General features: G+C 67.6%; 15 protein-coding genes and 2 pseudogenes. 11 read left to right on the plus strand and 6 right to left on the minus strand.

Translation table 11 applies throughout. From position 1 onward, the window contains the following. Positions 1–145: 145 nt before the first annotated feature. Positions 146–1,015, minus strand: coding sequence for a calcium-binding protein (locus tag OG734_RS23855; RefSeq protein WP_330289541.1), 870 nt, complete (start codon positions 1,013–1,015; stop codon positions 146–148). A gap of 221 nt (positions 1,016–1,236) precedes the next feature. Between OG734_RS23855 and OG734_RS23860 the strand changes: the two genes are divergently transcribed. Then, the gene (locus OG734_RS23860) at positions 1,237–2,367 is read left to right on the plus strand and encodes a hypothetical protein (protein ID WP_330289542.1); all 1,131 of its coding nucleotides are present in this window, start codon (positions 1,237–1,239) and stop codon (positions 2,365–2,367) included. A 275-nt stretch (positions 2,368–2,642) separates the two neighbouring features. Continuing rightward, on the plus strand, positions 2,643–5,678 hold the full coding sequence (locus OG734_RS23865) for a FlgD immunoglobulin-like domain containing protein (protein ID WP_330289543.1): 3,036 nt from the start codon (positions 2,643–2,645) through the stop codon (positions 5,676–5,678). A gap of 140 nt (positions 5,679–5,818) precedes the next feature. On the opposite strand, the gene OG734_RS23870 is transcribed toward OG734_RS23865, so the two are convergent. After that, the gene (locus OG734_RS23870) at positions 5,819–6,652 is read right to left on the minus strand and encodes a PIG-L family deacetylase (RefSeq protein WP_330289544.1); all 834 of its coding nucleotides are present in this window, start codon (positions 6,650–6,652) and stop codon (positions 5,819–5,821) included. Positions 6,653–7,157: 505 nt separating this feature from the next. On the opposite strand from OG734_RS23870, the gene OG734_RS23875 reads away from it, so the two are divergent. The 5 genes from OG734_RS23875 (at position 7,158) to OG734_RS23895 (ending at position 10,395) form a co-directional block, all read left to right on the plus strand. Next, a complete protein-coding gene (locus OG734_RS23875) occupies positions 7,158–7,325 on the plus strand; it encodes a hypothetical protein (protein ID WP_330289545.1) in 168 nt (55 codons plus the stop codon). Between the two features lie 54 nt (positions 7,326–7,379). Beyond that, complete coding sequence (locus tag OG734_RS23880) at positions 7,380–7,523, plus strand: hypothetical protein (RefSeq protein ID WP_330289546.1); 144 nt, start codon at positions 7,380–7,382, stop codon at positions 7,521–7,523. Positions 7,524–7,531: 8 nt separating this feature from the next. Further along, positions 7,532–8,023, plus strand: a complete 492-nt coding sequence (locus OG734_RS23885; protein ID WP_330289547.1) for a DUF5990 family protein — start codon at positions 7,532–7,534, stop codon at positions 8,021–8,023. A 244-nt stretch (positions 8,024–8,267) separates the two neighbouring features. Beyond that, positions 8,268–8,708: a hypothetical protein gene (locus tag OG734_RS23890; protein WP_330289548.1), complete on the plus strand. Its 441-nt coding sequence runs from the start codon at positions 8,268–8,270 to the stop codon at positions 8,706–8,708. Between the two features lie 7 nt (positions 8,709–8,715). After that, positions 8,716–10,395 carry a caspase, EACC1-associated type gene (locus tag OG734_RS23895; protein WP_330289549.1) on the plus strand — a complete coding sequence of 560 codons (1,680 nt, stop codon included), beginning with the start codon at positions 8,716–8,718 and terminating at the stop codon, positions 10,393–10,395. 88 nt (positions 10,396–10,483) lie between these two features. On the opposite strand, the gene OG734_RS23900 is transcribed toward OG734_RS23895, so the two are convergent. Next, the gene (locus OG734_RS23900; protein ID WP_330289550.1) at positions 10,484–10,681 is read right to left on the minus strand and encodes a SpoIIE family protein phosphatase; all 198 of its coding nucleotides are present in this window, start codon (positions 10,679–10,681) and stop codon (positions 10,484–10,486) included. Between the two features lie 169 nt (positions 10,682–10,850). On the opposite strand from OG734_RS23900, the gene OG734_RS23905 reads away from it, so the two are divergent. The 3 genes and pseudogenes from OG734_RS23905 to OG734_RS23915 all read left to right on the plus strand — a co-directional run. After that, positions 10,851–11,132, plus strand: coding sequence for a type II toxin-antitoxin system Phd/YefM family antitoxin (locus OG734_RS23905; protein WP_330289551.1), 282 nt, complete (start codon positions 10,851–10,853; stop codon positions 11,130–11,132). 4 nt (positions 11,133–11,136) lie between these two features. Next, positions 11,137–11,418, plus strand: a complete 282-nt coding sequence (locus OG734_RS23910) for a type II toxin-antitoxin system RelE family toxin (RefSeq protein WP_330289552.1) — start codon at positions 11,137–11,139, stop codon at positions 11,416–11,418. A 209-nt stretch (positions 11,419–11,627) separates the two neighbouring features. Further along, a pseudogene (locus OG734_RS23915) lies at positions 11,628–11,953 on the plus strand (transposase family protein); the annotation flags it as partial. A gap of 37 nt (positions 11,954–11,990) precedes the next feature. Here OG734_RS23915 and OG734_RS23920 read toward each other — a convergent pair. Together OG734_RS23920 and OG734_RS23925 are read right to left on the minus strand one after the other, a co-directional pair. Next, positions 11,991–12,533: a barstar family protein gene (locus OG734_RS23920; RefSeq protein WP_330289553.1), complete on the minus strand. Its 543-nt coding sequence runs from the start codon at positions 12,531–12,533 to the stop codon at positions 11,991–11,993. Between the two features lie 7 nt (positions 12,534–12,540). Continuing rightward, entirely contained in the window at positions 12,541–16,482 is a 3,942-nt protein-coding gene (locus OG734_RS23925; protein ID WP_330289554.1) for a DUF6531 domain-containing protein, read from the minus strand. A 570-nt stretch (positions 16,483–17,052) separates the two neighbouring features. Here OG734_RS23925 and ltrA point away from each other — a divergent pair. Beyond that, on the plus strand, positions 17,053–18,312 hold the full coding sequence (gene ltrA, locus OG734_RS23930) for a group II intron reverse transcriptase/maturase (protein WP_330289555.1): 1,260 nt from the start codon (positions 17,053–17,055) through the stop codon (positions 18,310–18,312). 89 nt (positions 18,313–18,401) lie between these two features. On the opposite strand, the pseudogene OG734_RS23935 reads toward ltrA, so the two are convergent. Continuing rightward, a pseudogene (locus tag OG734_RS23935) lies at positions 18,402–19,022 on the minus strand (putative T7SS-secreted protein); the annotation flags it as partial. Positions 19,023–19,121 lie beyond the last annotated feature (99 nt).

Raw genomic sequence — 19,121 nt, forward strand, 5'->3', positions numbered from 1 at the left:
CTTGTCCGGTAGTTGGGTCTCTGCGGGGCGGTGGGGGCTGATCGCGCAGTTCCCCGCGCCCCTGAAGCCGGTGGGGGCCGGTCGCGGCCATGCTGCGGAGCCGCAGATGTCGCGGCCCCGCGCCCCTGAAACACTGGAGTGTGCCCTAGTTCTGGTAGACCTTGTCGGTTCCCGGGCCGCCCGAGAGGGTGTCGTTGCCCGGGCCGCCGTACAGGACGTCGTTGCCGCTGTTGCCCCACAGACGGTCGTTGCCCCGGTCGCCGTACAGGCGGTCGTTGCCCCTGCCGCCATAGAGGTCGTCGGCGCCTGAGTTTCCGCGCAGGATGTCGTTGCCGTCGCCGCCGTCCAGGAGGTTGCCGGTGGCGTCGCCGGTGAGCGAGTCGTTGCCGGCGTCGCCGTAGCACGCATAGCACCCGGTGAGGACGTCGTTCCCGGCTCCGCCGCGCGCTCCGTTGCCCCGCTGCTCGCCCCCACCGACGGTGCGGTCGTTGCCGTCCTGGCCGTAGAGCTCGGTCTGGCGGTTGCCCACCAGCACGTCGTTGCCCTTGCCGCCGTAGATCGTGGCGTACGCGTAGTTGTCGGCTTGGATCGCCACGGAGTCGTCGCCGTTGCCCAGGTCGATGTAGTAGTCGTCGGTGAAGTCGGTGCCCACCGGGATGTGGACCGCGCAGCGGGCGATCGTGCGGTCGGTGGCCGAGGGGTGCACGCACTCGTAGTGTTCGGCGGCGCTCTTGTCGATGGTGATGGGGGCGCGGTCGCGGAAGGTGAGGATGTAGTAGGCGTCGTTCCCGCCGTCGCGGCTCTCGAACTTCATCGAGACGCTGAGCCGGTTCGTCCGGCCGACGTCGTCCTTGTACCAGAGGTCGTGCTCGCCGTAGCGCGCGACGTCGCGCAGCGTACCCGCGGCCGGTGTGGCCGCCCCGGCGGCGGGGGCTGCGAGTGTGGCCGCGCCCAGGGCGCAGGTGAGGGCGAGAGCGGTGGTTGTCGCGGTGGCGATCCTTCTGGGTGTACGCATGCCGAGCAGCCCCTTCGCGGGAGTGGTGCCGTGGGTTCTGATTACCCGTTAGACAGCGGGCCCGGCACGGAGGTTGTACCGGAAACCCGATTTGCAGCGGTTCGCGTCGGAATAGTTGCGAATCACGGCGAATCGCGCTGAATCACAGGTTCCGGAGAGAACCCGCACCCCCGTTCGACCCTCTGTAGGAGGGGGAGTGAGCAGAAGGAGCCAGGAGAGAAGTGCCGGTCATAGGCCAGCGGACGCACCTCGTGCTGCTCGCTGCCTGGACGATCCTGTGGTTCGCCCTGGTCGAGCCGCATGGCGGGTTCTCCTGGCACTATCTGCGCACCGGCGGGGAGTTGATCTACGAGAGCCCGGACAGCCCCGACGGCGGGCTGAACCTCTACGCCCACCACCCCGAACTCCAGATGGGCCCCGTCAGCTTCCTGGCGGCGGGCCTGCTCAACCCCTTCCCCGAGCACGTGGGCCAGTTCCTGGCCGCCGCCGTGATGTCCCTGCTCGGCCTGATGATCCTGGTGCTGGCCGGACGCAGCGCCGCCCAGTACTTCCTGGGCACCGGCACCAACCACCAGCGGCTGCGCCAGCGCGTGCTGATCGCGGGTCTCGCCTTCATCCCGATGTGGATCGAGGTCGCGGTCCGCTTCGGCCACCTCGACGACGTCCTGGCCCTCTTCTTCACCGCCCTGGCGGTACGTTCCCTCACACGCGGCGACGCGGCGGCGACCGGCGTCCTCCTCGCCCTCGCCGTCGACTCGAAACCGACCGCGATCGCCTTCCTCCCCCTCCTGCTCGCCCTGCCGAAAGGACAGTGGCTGCGCGCGGGACTGTGGTGCGCCGGCCTGGTCGCGGTCGTCTGGCTGCCGTTCTTCCTCGGCGCCCCGCACTCGTTCGCCGCGGCCGAGTTCGTCATCCCCAACCAGCCCGCGTCCGCACTGCGCCGCCTCGGCGTCGGCGACCCGGTGACCCCGCCCTGGGTGCGCCCCGCCCAGGCCGCGGCGGGCGTGGCCCTGGGCTGCGTCGCGGTATGGCGCGGACGCTGGCCCGCCGTCGTACTGCTCGGCGCCAACGCCCGCATCGTCCTGGACCCCAGCGTCTACACGTACTACACCGCCTCGGTCCTGCTGGGCACCCTGCTCTGGGACGTGATCGGCCAGCGGCGCCTGGTGCCCTGGTGGAGCTGGATCGCGCTGATCACCCTGTACGGCAGCGTCTTCGCCGTCCCCGACGACGCGGCCCGCGGCCTGGTCCGCCTGGGCTTCGTCACCGTCTCCACCGCGTACGTCCTGTTCTGGCCGGTACGGGACCGGCGACGCAGACACTCCGTGGTGCGCGCGGTCACTGTTCCGTGAACGCCGTCCTGCCCGTCTGCGCGTCCACTCCCCGGCATCAGCACGCCCCTCGACCTGCCGACGTTCACGGCGACGTCGTTCGCCCAGTCCTCCTGAACCACTCCTCCCCCGTACAACTGTTTGCCGCGACGCGAGTCTGACAGGGCGACAGGCGTTGGCGGCCGCTCCTGACGGGGGTCGCAGCACCTTGCCGGCGCACTTTCAGGGGATGACCGATGGGGGTAGGACGCGTGAGACGCACGACCTTGCGTACGGCGCCAAGAAAAAAACGGCCGATGACCGGGGCGGTCTCGGTCGCGGCGGCCCTGGCGGTGGTGGCCGGGCTGCTGCAGTTCGCATCGGGGCCGGCTGTCGCGGCGGACGGCGCGGACATGCCGTCCGTGACACTGACCGGCCCGCACCGGGCCGCGCCGCGGCAGGCGTTCATGACCGCCGCCGACGGCACGGGGTACCTGTCCGTGCCGAGGCGGGGGCCGTCCGGCTACCCGGCGGTGTGGACCGGCCGCGACGGCTCGACCAGGGTCCTCCCGCGCGGCTGGTACACCTACAACAACGGCGGCTTCGGGCGGGAAGAAGTCCCGAACACGACGAACATCATCCAGATCCGGCACTTCGCCACCGGCAAGGTGACGCGGTTCTACCTGCGGGCCGGTGACCGGGCTACCAGAGTCTTCGCCGAGAACCGCCTGCTGGTCGCCCGCAAGGTCGACGAAAAGTGGACGCTCCGCCTGCTGGAGATGCCGGCGGGCGGCGGACAACCGGCCGACCGGCCGGTGACCGGCGTGGAGGACACCTTCAACGGGGACCTGTACGACGACACGTCGGACGCGCGGGGAGCCTCGTTCACCTACTGGTCCGGGGCCGTCGGCACTCCCTCGCGCACCGTGCTGCTCGACTTCGACACCGCCGCGGTGACGTACGTGCCGCGCGACGGCTTCGGTGCCCTGGGAGACCCCCACCTGGCCGGCGACAAAGTGCTCTTCCACGCTTACGACAAGGACCGGCAGAGCGCGGGCGTGTACAGCATCGACCGCAGTCGTCCGGAGGTCCCCGGTCACCTGGTCGACGTTCCGAGAGACGTCCGCTACAAGGCTCGCGCGATCGGCGACTGGGTGCTGTACCCGGACACCCGCCAGAACACGATCCGTGCCGTGTCGGTGACCGGCGGCCCGGAGCGGACACTGCTGACCGCCTCGACCGGCACATTCGTCGACGGCGGTGACGGCAGCCTCTCCATCGAGGGCGGTACGGACGCGGAGCACTGGGCGGTCCAGCGCGTCACCCTGGGCGCGGACGGGGCTCCGGCCGTCGAGCCACTGGTGCCACTGCCCCCGGTCTCCGTGTACGAGGCCGGCGGTGTCGTGGTCGACCAGGGACAGTTGCTGCTCGGCACCGAGCGGGCGGCCGCGTCCGTCCCGGACGACGGCACCGATCTCACCTCCTCCGCGCTCTCCCTGGCGGCCGACGGCACGCTGACCGCCTCGCCTCCGGAGCGGGTGAACGCACTCGATTACTACACAGGGTGGGATTCCGAGCACGGGCCCTACCAGGTCTACTGCTACGAGGAGTGCTTGCGGCTCACCGGCAACGGGGAGGGCTCGATCTCCTACCCGTGGAACGAGGAACCGCCGGCTGTGGCGGCGTCCGGCCCGTACAGGGTGATCAGAAAGCAGGACACCCTGCAGGTACGGCTGCAGGGCTGGGAGAACAAGGTGCTGGCCACCGGCTCCTGGTCGGCCGCCGCGCTGTGGGGGAACACGCTGTGGACGGCCAAGACCGACGCGACGAACAGTGACCGGACCCTGCTGGAACGCTTCTCCCTGCCGTCGATGCGGCGACTGGGAAGCGAGTCACAGTGGCTCGGCGGCTGCCCCCTGTCCGATCTGCAGGTGGTGGGCCGGTACGTCTACTGGTCCTGCGGCCCGGACACGGAAGCCGGCGTCATCGACCAGCAAAGCGGAGACAGGCAGACCGTACCGAAGGGCTACGCGCAGCTGGCAGACGGCTACCTGGTCTCCCAGGACGACGAGGCCGACAAGCTGCTGATCACCTACCTCAGGGGCGCGGCTCCCGACGGCTGGAGCGGTACGGAGGAGCTCGGCCCGCTGCCGTCCTCGCCGTACCCTCCAGCCGACCGCCGCGGTCGGTTCTGGAACGTCGACCGGTTCGGCGGTCCGGTCGCCTATCAGACGGCGTCCGGTGACGTGACGGTGAAATGGCCGCAGGTGACCACCTCCCCGCTCGCGGCGATCGACGCCCCCGACCCCGCCTCCGCCGACCTGCGCAAGGGCAACGGCTTCCAGGGCGTCTGGCACCTGAACAGGCCGGCCGAGAGCTGGAAGCTGACCGTCACCACCTCCACCGGCGCCGCCGTACGGACCATCACCGGTGGCCTTGCGCGAGGAAAACTCACCGCGACCTGGGACGGGCGCGACGAGAACGGAGTGGTGGCCCATACCGGTACTTACCGGATGAAACTGACCGCCCGGGCCGTGAAAGGCACGACGGACACGCTGCTCTACGACAAGCAGGTGCCGGTACGGTCGGTGGAGCGCCACGACTTCGGCCAGGACGGCATCGGCGATCTGATCACCTTCGACAGTGCCGGCCGGGTGGCGGTCCAGCCCGGCTCCGGGCGCGGCACCATCGACACCGCGCACAAGGCCCTGGGCGGCGGTTGGCCCACCTCGTCGACCTTCGTGCCGTTCGGAAACCTGAGCGGCAAATGGTGCAACGACCTCCTCGTCCGGGACTCCGCCGGGCGGCTGACCCGGTACGACGCCCGCTACGGCTCCTGGTTCTCGCCGAGGACCCCGCACCGCCTGATCGGCACCGGTTTCGGCGGGTACAACGTGCTGACCTCCCCCGGTGACCTGACCGGTGACGGCCGCGCCGACCTGATCGCCCGCGACAAGGCCGGTGTGCTGTGGCGTTACTCCGACGACGGCAAGGGCGGCCTGGCAGCGCGCGTCCGGCTGGTCGCGGGCCAGGGCGGCTACACCCGGCTGGTCGGCGCGGGTGACCTGAACGGTGACCACATCGGCGACATGGTCGGCCTGGACCGTGCGGGCGTGCTGTGGCGGTGGCTCGGCAACGGCAGGGGCGCCTTCGGCAGCCGGGTCCGGATCGCCGGTGGGATCAACGTCAACGCCCTGGTCGTACCCGGTGACCTGACCGGCGACGGCCGCCCCGACCTCCTCGGCCGCGACCGCGCGGGCGCCCTGTGGCGCTGGAACGGAACAGCGTCCGCCACCTTCGGCAGGAAGACCCGTATCGCCACCGGCTGGCAGGGCTACAAGGCCTTGTACTGAGCCTTCTGACGCCGGCCACCACGTCGAAGGGCCCCACCGCGAACGGTGGGGCCCTTCATCGTGCCCGCTGCCCCCGGCCCGAGCGGTCTGGGGACAAGCGCGGTGGCGGGCCGGCAGTGCGGGTAGGTCGGACAGCCGGATCAGCGCAGTCCGGCGAAGAGATCGTTCTCGGGTACGGCCGCGCCGGTGGCGTCCTGGACACGTACGAAGGTCTCCATGCCCATGAACTCACCGAACCTCTCCTTGCCCATCTTGAGGAAGAAGATGTTCTCGCCCTGGCTGGCGTGCGCGGCCAACGCGTCGAACTTCTGACCGCTGAACGCGGTGGCGTCCACCCAGGTGGTGATCTCGTCGTCGGGGAGGCCGATCTCGGCCAGCGCGGCGGCCTCGGCAGGATCCGGCTCCGGCATGTCCTCATGGAACTCGCGCATGATCTCGCCGAACCGCTGCATCATCGAGCGGGGCATCGTGGTCCAGTACACCTTCGGTTTCAGCGCGGTCATCTCCAGCGCCGCCATCGTTATGCGGTGGGCCTGGATATGGTCGGGGTGGCCGTAGAAGCCGTTCTCGTCGTAGGTGACGACCACATCAGGCTCGTAGTGCCGCATGAGTTCCGCGAGTCGGGCCGCGCCTTCCTGCACGGGGGTCTGCCAGAAGGATCCGGGGGCGTCGTTGCTCGGCCAGCCCATCATCCCGGAGTCGGCATAGTCCAGCATCTCCAGATCGCTGACCTTCAGGACGTCACAGCTCGCCTCAAGTTCCTGACGGCGCATCAAGGCGATCGCTGCCGGATCATGCCCGGGATCACCCGGTTTGACGCCATCCGGTCCGTCACCGCAACCGCCGTCGGTACACGTCACGAGAACCGTGCGGATGCCTTCCGCCGCGTACCGCGCGAGGACTCCTCCGGTTCCGGTGGCCTCGTCGTCGGGGTGGGCGTGTACTGCCATGAGCGTCAAGGGCCGGTCAGTCATCAAACAGTCCTCCTGCAGAAATACGTATTGGTCCGAGTGCGCGGCGGGCGTACCGCGATCCTGGGGCCCGGATCCTGGTGGGGCGGACGACCTTGTGGCCTCCGTGTTCCCCGCCCGTGCGCCGCCGGTCCCTCGCTCGATGCAACCGCGCCGGCCGGACCGGCTGTTCCCGACACGGCCGCTCGGCCTTCCAGACGCCGGCGTTTCAACGCGAACGACGTACAGGCGCGACCTGCCTCACCGCGGCCCTCGGCGAGACCGGGCCAGGCCGTCATCGTGGCGACCGGCTCGCAGCATCGCAAGCTGGGCCTGCCGACGAGGACGCGCTCTCCGGCTGGATGTCCGCGCCCGAGAGCGCCGCCGGCATGCTGACCGACCCGTTCGGAGTGACCACACGACCACGCCCTCCTCTCCTCTCCCCGCCCGGTGCTGCCGCGCTCGCCGCCTGCGCGGTGTGCTGCGCGGGACCGCTCCTCGCCGTCCAGGGAGGGTCGGGGCGCTGTGGATGCCCGTCCTCGCGGTGCCGGCCGTGGCTGCCGGACTCGGCATGCTCATGCTCCGACGGCGGCGCAGGAACGCGGCCTGCCGCACGGCTCCGGTCCCCACCGACCTCGGCATACCCACCCTCGGCCAGGGTCCGGACCAGTCCGAGGTGGCGGAGAGCGGGCGCTGAGGTGGCGGGTCCCGTCTGCCGACGGCCCTTGATATGTGCGAAGGAGCAGTTCGGGTGCCGCAGCAGCAGGGACCGCGGGCCCTGGTCGAGCGGATGGAACACCACCAGGTCGCGATCTACCTGGCGGCGATGGCCGCAGGTTCGCTGCCCCATCGGAGCCCCGGTATGACCGTCGTCATGTACGCCCCACGCGGATGATGGCTCACATGCGCATCCGTATCGAGGCCGTCGACCTTCCCGGCCGCACCTGTCCACCCGGAGCATTCGTCGGCGACGACGTTCCGGAGTACCGCAACATCCACGTCGCCGTGCAACGCCGTGATCGTCCGGCCGAACTCCTCGATCCCCAGCCCGGCGACGCCGCCTCGGCGGCTTGGACCCTGGAGTGCACCACAGCGGCCTCACCCGGCGGCACCGATGTGAAAGGACCCCACGTTCAGGGCCGTCCAGGAGGCCGGTTCGTCTACCTGACGTGGGGCACCGTCGAAGACTCCGGCACCTTCACGATGTTCCGCCGCGCCAAACTCATGCTCGACGCCGTGCCCGCCGAGACACTCGAAGCCGCCACCCTCACCGGCCTGCTGGTGGGCCGCCTCGGACTGACCGACGCGCGCGGCGGACCCCTGTGCGCACGGATCGTGCCACCGCGCATCACCTGGACCGCCGAATCCGCTGACGAGGACCGACCGTCACCGTGAACCGGATCACCGTTCGCCGAGATCCGCCCCCGCCCCCTCACAACAACTGAGCTGCTGTACGGCCTCCTGGGCCGCGTCCGCGAACTCACAGCCCACGAGGAGAAGGCGGCCAATAGCCAGATCACTCGCAAGGGTGTCGATAACCCATAAAGTCTGCTGTTCCGGATCAATGCCAAGGTATCCGTCGCTATGCTGATTCGAGGTATTCGGTGTGCATGGGGGCGGGATGGTCATGGGCTGCGGGATGCGGCTGGTCGTATCAGGCCAGACGGATGTGGACGCGGAGGAACTTGATGCGCTGACTGGCCAGTTGCAGAGGCTCCTGCTTGAACTGGACGTGGACGACGTGCGTCCGGGCCAAGTCGATGGCGAGGTGCCCGAGGGTGCCAAGTCGGGGCATTTTGTATCACTCGGAGTGCTCGTCGTAACCCTCGCACCAGCCGTGCTGCGTCCCGCCCTTCGCATGGTTGAGACCTGGATGCAGAACCGGCCTGTGCGTTCCGTCAGGGTCGAACTGGACGGTCGTAGCATCGATCTCGGCAGCGCCTCCAAGGAAGATCGGCGACGTCTGCTCGAGGCATTTGTCACTCACCAACAGACCCGTTCCGATGCCCACCTGACACCGGAAGGATCTGCCGATTCGAGCGGCGGATCCTCCAGCGGAGAACCGTCCGCTCGGGAGTAATGGCCGTATGACCGACCCCAACTCCGGCCCCGGTGGCAGGGACGCGCTGCTGATCGCGACCGGCACGTACGACGACACAGGACTCAAAGCACTTCGCTCACCGGACCAGGACTGCGCAGGGCTGGTCGACGTGCTTGCCAATCCACTCATCGGGAACTTCCACACCAACCAACTGAAGGACGCCCGGGCCCATGAGGTGATGCAGGCCGTGGAGCGGTTCTTTCAGAACCGCAGCCGTGGCGATCTTCTCCTCCTCCATGTGTCGTGCCATGGCATCAAAGACGACGACGGAAACCTGCACTTCGCCGCGCGGGATACGAACCGCTCCCTTCTGGCCTCCACGGCGATGTCCGCCGCGTTCCTGCGCGAACGGATGGAGCGCTGCCGTGCTCGGAGCATCGTGGTCCTCCTTGACTGCTGCTATAGCGGAGCCTTCCTGGCCGGGGCCAAGGGCGATGACGTCGTCCACGTGCAGGATGAACTCGGCGGCCATGGCCGTGTGGTCCTGACCGCCACCAGCCGCACCGAATACGCCTGGGAGGGCGAGCGCCTGGAGTCCCAGGTGCCACAGCCTTCGCGCTTCACCGGGGCACTCATCGAGGGGCTGCGGACAGGTGTGGCCGATCGCAACGGCGACGGCCGGATCACCGCCACTGATCTGTATGAGTACGTCTGCGAGTCACTGCACCGTGCGGGGGTCCGACAGCGGCCGCGGATGTGGGCGGATCTGGACTACCAGGTCACACTCGCCAAGGTGGCAGGGTCATGTCCGCGTACACAGGAAGGGCCGCCCCTCTCCGTGGACACGCGCCGTTCGACGGTAACGCCCTCGCCTGGGGCGGACGGGGCGCCAACCCCTGTGCCTTTGGCTGACGGCTCTGTGCGAGCGGTCCCTGCAGACTCGTCCGGCACCATGAGGGCCCCTTCCGACCGGCCGCAGCCGAGGAAATTGCGGCTGCATGCCCGGCGGGGACAGGACGTCGTCGTCCCACTGGATCTGGATCTTGCCGAGCTTGTGCGGGGCACCTCCAAAGACATCAGGATCGAGACCATGGTGCGTTGCACTTCGTGCTCGGGCGGTGGGGCCACGGTTGATCAGGCGGATCAGGCGGATCAGGCGGATCAGGCGGAGCAGGTGGAGCAGGTGTGCACAGCCTGCCGTGGAAACGGCCAGATGGTGTGCGCCAAGTACTTGCGGCAGTGCAAGGCTTGCAATGGCTACGGCACCGTCCTGGTGGTCCAGTGCCCATCGTGCGCAGGCGAAGGACGAGTCCGCTCGCAGCGCACGTTCGCCGTCAGGATTCAGGCCGGTACCGAACACGGCTCCGAGATCAAGCTGGCGGGTGAAGGAGAGGCCGGCTACGGCGGGGGCCCGCCGGGAAGCCTGTATGTCGAAGTAAGGCAACGCCCCCACCCGGTGCTCAAGCGTCGCGGCGACGATCTCCACTGCACTGTGACTATCCCTCGTGCGATCGCGATGTCCGGGGGAGTGGTCCCGGTGGAGACTCTGGACGGCACCAAGACGATCCGCATCCCCTGTGGAATTCGGTCCGGTCGAGTGCTCCGCTTGCCGGACCGCGGAGTCAAGCATCGCAGCGGTGGTGGCTCGGGTGACCTCCTGGTGCGTGTGAAGGTGGCTCGCTGGTCCTTTCGTCAGGGAGATGCTGTCGAGGAGGGGCGGCCGTAGTACCGCGAACCATGGCGAAAGGCGCCCGGATTCGAAGGCTCGATCCGGAAGTTTGGTCCGCCGGATGACCCGCGTCCGCGAGCCCGCGTCATGCGGCCCGCAGGCGGGCGGCGAGCAGGGTGACGTCGTCTTCGGTGAGCCCGTGCACCAGACGTGCGAGCACCGTGTCGAGCACGTCCTCCAGCGGGCCCTCCACGTCCAGGTTGAGGTCGGTCAGGCGCCGCAGTGAGGCATCGATGTCCATCCGGCGCTGTTCGACCAGACCGTCGGTGTACAGCAGGAGCACCTCTCCCGGCTGCCGCGCGCCCGGTCGCCAGCCGACCGTGCGCTGTAGAAGTACTCGAGCTCGGTGATCGGTATCTCGCGAGGCTCTTTGTGGGGTGAGAACGCCGCGGAGATCGATGTCGCCGTGGCCGCCCGGTATTGCCTTTATGTACATCTGCTACATTCATGACATGAGTGAACCGGTGATCGAATCCATGGCGGATGTCCGCAGTCACCTCGCTGACGTCATTGATCGCGCCCGGCGGGAGGAAACCCCGACGATCATCACTCGGCGCGGTAAGCAGGAGGCCGTCGTGATCGACATCCAGGAGTACCAGCGCCTGCGTGAGATCGCGGAGAACGCCGAGGAGGCGTGGCTCAACCGGCTGGCCGACGAAGCCGAGTCCGAGGGGGCGGAGGGTTCGGTCTCGCTCGAAGAGATGGCCCGCCTGCTGCGTGCCGATCAGGGCTGACCTGATGGGGTACGTCACGCGCTTCACGCCGCACTGCCAGCGGAGCATGCTCAAGGTCCCACGCCCGGATGTCCTGCGCATTCTGTACCGCCTCGCCGAACTCCAGAAGGCGCTGGACGTCGGCGACACCGCCTCGTTCGACATCAAAGCCCTCCAGGGGCACAGCGCCCGCTGGCGGCTCAGGGTCGGCGACTACCGCGTTGTCTACACCGTTGAGGACGGTCAGCTGATCGTGTGGGTCCTGGCCGTCGGCAACCGCCGCGACATCTACCGCCAAGTTCCGTAGGCCATCCGCGGTGCAGGTTGGTGCCGACTGCCCGCTGGAGGTCGAGGGGCGTGCGCCTGCCCGTTTGCCGAGATGTTCTGAATGTCGCCTATAAATGCAACCAAAACTGCAACCCACGCACGGCGAAGGGCCCCACCGCGAAAGGTGGGGCCTTTCGACATCGTGCCCGGCGAGGCGCTGGCGGAGGATACGAGATTCGAATCCGTGAGCTGTCTGTGCTCGCCGACCACGCACCGGATCCGTCCATCGGGCTGGAACGGGCGGCGGCAGAGTGGTACACCCATCTCAGCCTGGATGGCACCGTTATCCGCACTGACCGCGTCGCCGCGGCCCCAATGGCGTGGATCTGTGGTGGTCCGGAAAACACGCGGCACGCGCAAGCATCACGGCGAGAACGTCCAGGTCATCTCCGCCTCCGGACGGCTGGCCGCTGCGGGTCTCCACGGTTCGCCCGGGCCGGCACGATGCCACCTGCGCCCGCGCCCACGGACTTGTCAACGCCGCTCGGCGATGCCATGGATGCAGGGATCACCCACGGGTTGCCCGTGCCGCACTCGTCTCGATCGAGAAGCTCAATGCCATTCCTCGGGATTGAGAGCGGCAGCGACAAATCCGTCCCCCGTGGTGACGGTCAGGTCAGGCTGTCCGACCCGGCGTGCGACCTTCTCACGATCGAATTGACGGAATTCGAGAACGAAGTGTTCGGCAATGGCGGGCCGATCCAGGGGGAATCCATCGAGGTCTACCGCCGAATTCGCACGGTCCGCCCCTTGGCAGAGGACGGATACGAACAGGGGGAAGTGTTCCGCTTCCAGTAGTCGATCCGCATCATGGATGATGCCCACAACCCCGACTCCACCGGTGACAGCACCACACAAGTCGTCCAGGCAGTCCACCATGGCGTCCCAGTTTCTTCCAAAATAACCGGGGAACTGCAGGGCTTCCGCGAACGAACGGTAGATTCCCTGCTCGGTCATCAGATCGCGAGAGTCGAAGTGGCAGACACGCCCGCCTGTCGCCTCCAGCCTCGACAGTTGCCGATGAACCTCGGCCACCCCTTGGGGAACGAAGACGACCCAGGGTTCCGAGGTCCCTGTGATGTCGAAACTGGTCATTCCTGGATCACCCTGTGAATTCGCCAACGTAGTAGAAAGTTCCGTAGTGGTCCGGCGTGTAATACGCAGGGCCGGGGCCGTCCTTCGGAGTCAAGAGGCGCTCGGGGCCTCTGATTTCCTTGCCACAGCCTGGCGCGCTGCACTGGGGGAGGTCGACCTTGGCGTTGACGTCCCATTCCTTGTACTTGCCCCCTGGCAGGACGGACTTGTTGTTACCCCAGTTCGCGTTGCCATGGTAGCCGTCGACCTTTCCGATGCCTCCGGGCCGGGCGTTGACGTTGTTCAGCATGTCCACAGCGTGTTGTGGCGCAGGGCCAGGGAGAAGCCCGAGGCCGTCGGGGCTGCCGGTGTCGCCGCCGTGCTGATGGCACAAAGGCGCGAGACCCAGCGGGTCGGACCAACTATGGGGGTTGTGAACGTAAGTGACGGGGTTCGGCGCCGGGAGCAGGCCGAGGGGGTCCGGGCTGGCGTAGCGAGCCGTCTCGGGGTCGTAGTGACGGTGATGGTTGTAGTGGAGACCGGTCTCCTGGTCGTGGTACTGGCCGGGGAAGCGCAGCGGGGTGTACGCGCTCGCGTCATGGTTCCAGGCGGTGGTTCCCCAGAGAGTGGACCGAGTGTGCCAGGCGACCTCTCCGTCCGGGGAGACCAGTTCGGTCGGGGTGCCGATGAGATCGGTCACGATGGCGAAGAAGCGCTCGTCGATGGTTTCCTGGGGCGCTTCGGCTGCCCAGATGCGTTCGGCCTGGCTCAGGGGAGACAGCCCGTCGTGGTCCCAGGTGAGCGTGGTGCGCCCGCCTGTGTCGCCCCGCTCGGTGGTCTGTTCGCACAGCGTGTTGCCGTCCCAGGTGAAGACGGTGCGTTCCAGGACAGTCTTCCCGTCGGCGTCGAGACGGAGCTTTCCGGTCCGTCTCCCCAGTGGGTCGTAGGTGTAGCGCCAGCGGCTGCCGTCCGGTGTGATGACGGCTGTGAGCCGGTCCTCGGCATCCCACTCGTACCGCCAGATGTCGGGTTTGCGGGAGAGCCGGGTCTTGCGGCGCATGACCACTCGGCCCTGGGCGTCGTGCTCGTAATGAACACCTCCCGCTCGCGTCAGCCGCGTTCCTGCGTATTCGCGCGACCCGGCGGCCTCGTGGCCGGGATGCTTCGCGGGCCACGCGGCCTCGGTCTGGTTACCCGCGGAGTCGTAGGCGTAGCGCTCGCTCCAGCCCGCCGCGTGCACCGCCGTGACGCGGCCTTGGGTGTCGAGATCGAAGCGTCGGCTGCCCGTGCGGGAGTCCTGGATTGCTGTGAGGTAGCCGTCGGGGCGGTAGCTGTAGGAGCGCTCTGCGATCCGGTGGTCTCCGGGAGCCGTGCTCTCCTGCGTGATCAGCCGGTCGAGGCTGTCGTAGCCGCGAGTGAAGGTGAGTGCGCCGTCGATTCGGCGGATGACTTCGCGGTCTGCCGCGTCGTGCACGAAGTCGATGGTGTGACCTGCTGTGGCCAGCTGGAAGGTGCGTCCTGCGGCGTCATACGCCCAGTTGCTGCGTGCGCCCGAAGGGGTGGTGCGCAGCGTCCGGTTGCCGGAGGCGTCGTAGGCGAAGCTCAGGGTTCGGCCGTCGACGGTCTCCCTGATGCGACGGCCGGCCGCGTCGAGTTCCACGTGCAGGCTGCTGTCCGGGCCGACGGCCCTGGTCAGCGAACCGTTCGCCGTGTACGTGTAGACGGTGGTCGTGCCGTCCGCGTCCTTGGCGGTGATCTGCCCCAGAGCGTCCCGCTGGTAGCGGATGCTCTGGCCGAGAGCGTTGGTTCGAGTGGCGAGACGGCCCGCCGCGTCGTAGGCATAGCGGGTGGTGCGGCCGTCGAAGTCGGATTCGGTGAGGAGTTGCCCCGCCGCGTCGTAGGTGTAGCTCCAGGTCAGTCCTTGAGGGTTGGTGACCTGGGCGAGGCGGAGCTCGGCGTCGTGCGTGAAGGTGACGCGCTCGCCTCCCGGACCGGTGCGTGCGCTGAGCCGGTCGAAGTGGGTGTACTCGAACGTGCTCACCTGACCGACGGCGTCGACGTGGCGGACGCAGTTGCCCTCGCTGTCGTACTCCCAGCTCTCGCACGACCCGTCCGGGTCGGTGCGGCCGGCGAGCAGGCCCTCGACGGTCCATTCCAGGCAGGTCTCGTGGCCGAGCGCGTCGGTCACCGCAGTGGTCAGGCCGAAGGCGTTGTACGCGTAGCGCGTGGTGTTGCCGAGGCCGTCGGTCACGGCCAGCGGGAGGCCGGCGGCGTTGTTCGCATAGGCGGAGGTACGGCCGGATGCGTCCAGGGCCTCGATGAGGCTGCCGTCCGTTCCGCGGATGAAGTGCGTGGTCGCGCCGACGGGGTCGGTGATGGCGGTGACGTTTCCGCGCTCGTCGTTGGCGTACTGCCAGGAGGAGCCGTCCGACAGGGTTATGGCCGTAGGAAGACGCTGCTCGTCGTAGGCGACGCGAACGATCGAGCCGTCGGGCCGAGTCACCTTGACCGGCTGCCCCACCTCGTTGTTCACGAAGGTTGTGCTGTACCCGAGTTGATCCGTTGTCGCGGTGACGTGCCGATGGGCGTCGTAGGTGGTGGTGACCGTGCCGCCCAGTGGGTCGGTCTCGGCGACGACCAGGCACCGGTCGTCGATGACGAAACGGCGGACGTTGCCCTCGGCGGTGGTGAGGGTGGTGATGCGGCAGTCGGGCCGGGCGGGATCAGTCTCGTCGTAGGCGAGGGTGATCGTGATGTGCCCGGCCTCGCCGCCCTCGGCGATGCAGCGGTCCTGGTCGTCGTAGGCGTAGTGGTAGCGGCCCCGGTTCGTGTCCTCCCACGAGGTGACACGCAGTCGCTCGTCGTAGGTGAACTTGAGCGGCGGTCCTGCGGAGTTGGTGACCGCGGTGAGGTTGCTGTCGGTGTAGCCGTAGCGCTTGATGACGAGGTCCATGCCGTCTTCGGCCGCCCCGGCCAGGCTCAGGGCGGTGACGCGGCCTCCGTCGGTGGTGAGCTTGAGGTGGTAGCCGCCGGAGTGGCGGATCGCAAGGGGGGTGCCGTGCTCGTCGTAGTCGAAGGTGATCGTGTGCTGGTTGCGGTCGGTGATGCGGGCCAGAAGCGCGATGCCATCGGCGGCGGGGCGGGTGAAATGATGGGTGTGGCCGGTCAGCGGTTCGTCGATGCGGTAGCCGCCGTCGTCCAGGCGGGTCAGCGGCCGGCGGGGACCGGCCTCGGGTATGACGGGGACTTGCGCACTAGAGGGGTGCGGGTAGGCGAGGAGCAGGCCGTCCTCGGTGACGAAGACGATGCCGTCCTCGTCGGTTTCGAGGCGTTGGTCGATGGTGGAGGCCCACCCGGGGCCGAACCACCAGCCGCAGCGGTAGTCGGAGGCGACCCGACGGGTGAACGCCAGCGGCAGCAGGCCCGGCAGCTCCACGTCGGTCTGCGGCAGGTACATGGAGCCGGTGGCCATGTCGACGGGGTCGCTGCCTTTGGAGCGGACGAGGTTCTTGGCCCGGTTGTAGGCCCCCTTGGCGCCGTCGGCGACCACGCCGCGGGCGTTCTTGCCCAGGCCGCGGGCCGCCAGCCCCATACCCTTCAGGCCGCCCTTCATCGCCGCCATGCCCTTGAGGCCCTTGGCGAGTCCGCCGAGGGTGGTCAGGCCCTTCATACCGGGTATGCAGTCCAGCGCGGCGAACGCCACATCCCACAGAGAGGCTTGGCCCTTGGCGTATTTGTTGAGCGTATCGGCGAGGACGACCAGCGCGGCGATCAGGACGATTGCGCCGAGGATCGGCCCACCGATGATCATCGCGACGATGCCGACAACTGCGACGACAACCTTGCAGACCGTGACGATGGTGTCCCAGTTGTCGGAGACCCAGTCACCGACCTCCTCGTACCACTTGCGGTTCTGAATGCCCGCGTCGGACGCCTCGTCGAGTTTCCGCTTGGCGTGTGTCCTGAACATGGAAGGAAGTTGTTTGTAGGAGCAGTTTCCAGAAGTGATGCTGTGCGAGAGATGAAGGTTTTGTGGCCCTTCGGAGCCGCCCTGCGGGGGGAGGCTTCAAACCGCCTCATGCTGCGTTAGCTGAAGACTGTCGTGGTGAGCGATGAGGAAAAGGCGTCGTTAGAGGCGTCAGGTAGGGACCGGAAAGACGAACGCAAGTGAATCGCTGCTGACGTGTCGTAAGGAAAGCAGACGACATCGAAACCGGGGTGTGTCAAGAACTCCGGGATGAGCCTGGCGGGTGCCCGTCTATTGGCCAGGTGGTGTCCGGCATGGAGGCGACGTGAGTCCGGTCTGCGGCTCTCGCATGGAACAGGAGAAGGCAGGTCCGATACGCCCTGACGCACCGTCGGGGGAGAGGGAGTGCCCCAAGCGGTGGACACCGCAAGGGGTCGAGTACCGATGCGGACCCTGCTGGCAGACCGGCCCGTAGTAGTGACGAAGCCCCTGTAACGGGGGTGGAGCGAAGGGGCCGGGTCGTTCGTGACTGAGTTGATCACATCAACCGGGCAGCAGCCCGGGAGGAGTGCGATGGGCCAGTTGAAGTCTCAGATCAAGTCGTTTGATATCTCGAAGTGGGAAGTCAAGGAGGCGTGGGAGGAAGTCAAGGCCAATAAGGGCGCACCCGGCGTGGACGGGCAGAGCATCGACGACTTCGAGAAAGACCTGAAGGGCAACCTCTACAAGGTCTGGAACCGTATGTCATCGGGCTCGTACTTCCCGCCGCCGGTGCGCGCGGTGGAGATCCCGAAGCCAAACGGAGGCGGCATGAGATTGCTCGGCATTCCTGCTGTCGCCGATCGTGTGGCGCAGACCGTCGTGGCCCGGCATCTGATGCGAAGGGTGGACCCTGTATTCCACCCGGACAGCTATGGATACCGGCCTGGACGGTCCGCCTTGGACGCAGTGGAAAGGTGCCGGAAGCGCTGCTGGAAGCGGGACTGGGTGGTGGAGTTCGACATCACCAAGTTCTTCGACAGCGTGCCCTGGGACCTGCTGGTCAAGGCGGTGGAGACTCACACCGACGCCGTTTGGGTGAACTTGTACGTGCGGCGGTGGCTCGCTGCCCCGCTCGTCATGCCCGACGGCTCGCGGCTGGAACGGGAACGCGGGACCCCGCAAGGGGCCCCGGTGTCTCCCGTCCTGGCGAACCTGTTCCTGCACTACGCGTTCGATACCTGGATGTCCAGGAAGTTCCCGAGCGTCTGGTTCGAACGCTATGCGGACGACGCGGTGCTGCACTGCGTCACCGAGCGCCAGGCCCGTCATGTGCTGGCCGCGCTCAGGAACAGGCTGGTCGAAGTCGGGTTGCAGCTGCACCCGGACAAGACCCGGATCGTCTACTGCAAGGACTCGGACCGGCGTGGCTCCTACGAGCACACGTCGTTTACGTTCCTCGGGTACACGTTTCGCCCCAGGAAGAGCCGGAATCGGCACGGCAAGCAGTTCTTGTCGTTCGAGCCGGCCATCAGCAGACAGGCCCTGACCCGGATTGGTCGCGAGGTGCGTTCCTGGCAACTGCACTACCGCACCGAAATCTCCTTCGCAGACCTCGCCCGCAGGATCAACCCTGCGGTTCGGGGCTGGATCAACTACTACGGCCGGTTCCGGCCGTGGGAGTTGTTGCCCTTCTTGATGCGCATCAACGCCTACCTGGTGCGTTGGATCCGCCGGAAGTACAAACGGCTCGACGGCACGAAGAGGGCCCACGCGAAGCTCGTGGAGATCGCCAAGCGGTACCCACGGATGTTCGCTCACTGGAGCCTCTCCACCGACGCCTGCACGATCTGAAGATCAGGACGACAAGAGCCGTGTAACGGGAGACTTTTACGCACGGTTCTGTGAGAGCCGAGGGGTGAGATCCCCCTCGGCTACTCGATCTCCCCCGCGGCCTCCTCACGCATCGTCCGCGCGTCCTCGGCCATCTTCCTCGCCGCGGCCAGCGCGTTCGAGGCGGAGGTGACGTCCGACTGGGCGGAGGTGTGCGCGGACTCGGCGTTCTGCGCGTCCCGGGTGGTGGCGCGGACCTTGGACTCGTCCGGCTTGGGGACGTCCTTGCCCGCTTCCTTGTACTTGTCGGCCTCTTTATTGGCGCGGGTCACCCACGAATCGGTCGTGGACAGACGGGACTTGGCCGACGACAGGTCGGCCTGCGCGTCCCGCCCGTTGGCCAGCGCCCTGTCCGCCAGCGCCTGAGCCCGCTCCAGCTTCGGCCAGTACGCCGCCAGCGCATCCCCGGCCAGGTCGTACGACTTCTTCAGCTTCTTCAGATTCTTCGGGACACTGGAGAACTCGTCCCGGAACACATCGGCGGTCTTGCCCACCGATGTCAGGACGGCATCCTCCTCCGCCATCCCTTTGACAAGGCGGAGCGCATCGGCGACATCATCGGCAAAGTCATGCAGCTGCCTTGCCAGCGACCGAACCCGGTCCGGATCCCCCGGCGTCGGATCCTTGTCCAGGTCCAGCACATGCCAGTCCGTCGGCCGATAACCCGCCACCACGCAACCCCCGTCACAGACAGCCCGCCAACAACCGTATGCACACGCGAACTTACAGGTCACGGTCGTCCGATGGAAAGGTCAACCGGGCGGAGGCAG

This window comes from Streptomyces sp. NBC_00576 (assembly GCF_036345175.1).
Classification (GTDB): Bacteria; Actinomycetota; Actinomycetes; order Streptomycetales; family Streptomycetaceae; genus Streptomyces.